This is a genomic window from Variovorax sp. P4_D9 (assembly GCF_056401695.1).
The window spans coordinates 1-1,740 of record NZ_JBFUIU010001312.1 but is presented as its reverse complement, the minus strand read 5'-3'; the positions used below and the strand labels follow the sequence as shown (position 1 = coordinate 1,740).

The window sequence follows — 1,740 nt, the reverse complement described above, 5'->3', positions numbered from 1 at the left end:
AGCTTGTCCTCGGGCGTGGCCTCGGCCAGGAAATCGTCCACGCCGGCCTCGGCGGCGATGGCCGCCGCCGTCAGCTTGTTGTCGCCGGTGATCATCACGGTCTTGATGCCCATGCGGCGCAGTTCGCCGAAGCGCTCCTTGATGTCGGTCTTGACGATGTCCTTGAGCTCGACGATSCCGAGMACGCGGGCGCCTTCGGCCACCGCCAGCGGCGTGCTGCCGCGGCGCGCCACGGCGTCGGCGGCCTGCACCAGCGCGTCGGGCAYCGCRCCGCCGAGCGCCTCGACATGCCGGCGCACCGCRTCGACCGCGCCCTTGCGCARCACGAYCGSRTYGGYRTCRAGGCTGTTKGSYGCMGCCGGCAGGTTGACGCCGCTCATKCGGGTYTGCGCCGTGAAGGGCACGAAGTGMGCRCCYTCGACGCCCTTGTCGTCCGTGCCGCCGCGRCGRGCSAGTTCGACRATGCTGCGGCCCTCSGGCGTTTCGTCGGGCAGCGATGCCAGWASCGCGGCRCGYGCSAGKYKCTCCTGCGRWACGCCRGGCGCCGYRAKGAASGCGCTGGCYTGGCGRTTGCCSWGSGTGATGGTGCCGGTCTTGTCGAGCAGCAGCACGTCGACGTCGCCCGCGGCCTCGACCGCGCGGCCCGAKGTCGCGATCACGTTGGCCTGCATCATGCGGCTCATGCCGGCCACGCCMAYKGCSGACAGCARSCCRCCGATGGTGGTCGGRATCAGGCACACGAGCAGCGCGACCAGTGCCGTCAGCGACACCACCGWGCCCGCACCSGCSGCGCCGACGCTGAACACCGAGTAYGGCAGCAGCGTCGCSGTGACGACCAGGAACACSAKSGTCAGCGCSACCAGCAGGATSGTSAGCGCGATCTCGTTCGGCGTCTTCTGGCGCTTGGCGGCYTCGACCATGCCGATCATGCGGTCGAGGAAGGACTCGCCCGGATTGACCGWGATGCGCACCACCARCCARTCCGACAGCACCCGCGTACCGCCGGTGACGGCSGAGAAGTCGCCGCCCGATTCGCGCACCACCGGCGCCGATTCGCCGGTGATCGCGCTCTCGTCGACCGAGGCCACGCCTTCGATCACCTCGCCATCGAGCGGGATCACGTCGTGCGTCTCGACCAGCACCACGTCSCCGCGGCGCARGTTCGGTGCCTGCTCCGGTAGAAAGGTCGCACCATGGAAGGGCTGGGTCAGCTTCTTGGCCCAGGTGTCCTTGCGCAGTCCGCGCAGGGAAGCAGCCTGCGCCTTGCTGCGGCCTTCGGCCAGCGCTTCGGCGAAGTTCGCGAACAGCACCGTGAACCACAGCCAGATCGAGACCGCGAGCACGAAGGGTGCGGGCATGCCGGTGTCGCCGGGGAAGCTCAKCGMGTGCACCCACARCRYGGTCGTGAGGATGCTGCCGATGTARACGATGAACATCACCGGATTGCGCCACTGCACGCGCGGGCTCAGTTTGGCGAAGGCGCCCCACAGTGCCGGCTTGACCAACTCGGCATGGAACAGCGAGAGGTGTTTCTTCTGCCTGGCAAGGGCCTTAGCCTCGGCGACGGCCGCCAACTCGGGAGGCACGCCCAGGGAGATGGGAGAAGGGTTCTTTTTCATGGTCTGCAGTCTCATTTCCACAGCATCAGGTGCTCGACGACGGGGCCGAGGGCCAGCGCGGGCACATAGTTGAGCAGGCCGACCAGCAGCACGGTGCCGATCAGCAGGGTCACGAACAAAA

2 protein-coding genes are annotated in these 1,740 nt (G+C 68.4%); both read right to left on the bottom strand.

Annotation, left to right across the window (positions count from 1 at the left end):
- Nucleotides 1-1,619: potassium-transporting ATPase subunit KdpB (gene kdpB / locus AC1DY5_RS54340; protein ID WP_478122477.1), on the bottom strand; the 1,619-nt coding region annotated here is incomplete at its 3' end.
- Nucleotides 1,620-1,630: 11 nt separating this feature from the next.
- Nucleotides 1,631-1,740: potassium-transporting ATPase subunit KdpA (locus AC1DY5_RS54335; protein ID WP_478122478.1), on the bottom strand; the 110-nt coding region annotated here is incomplete at its 5' end.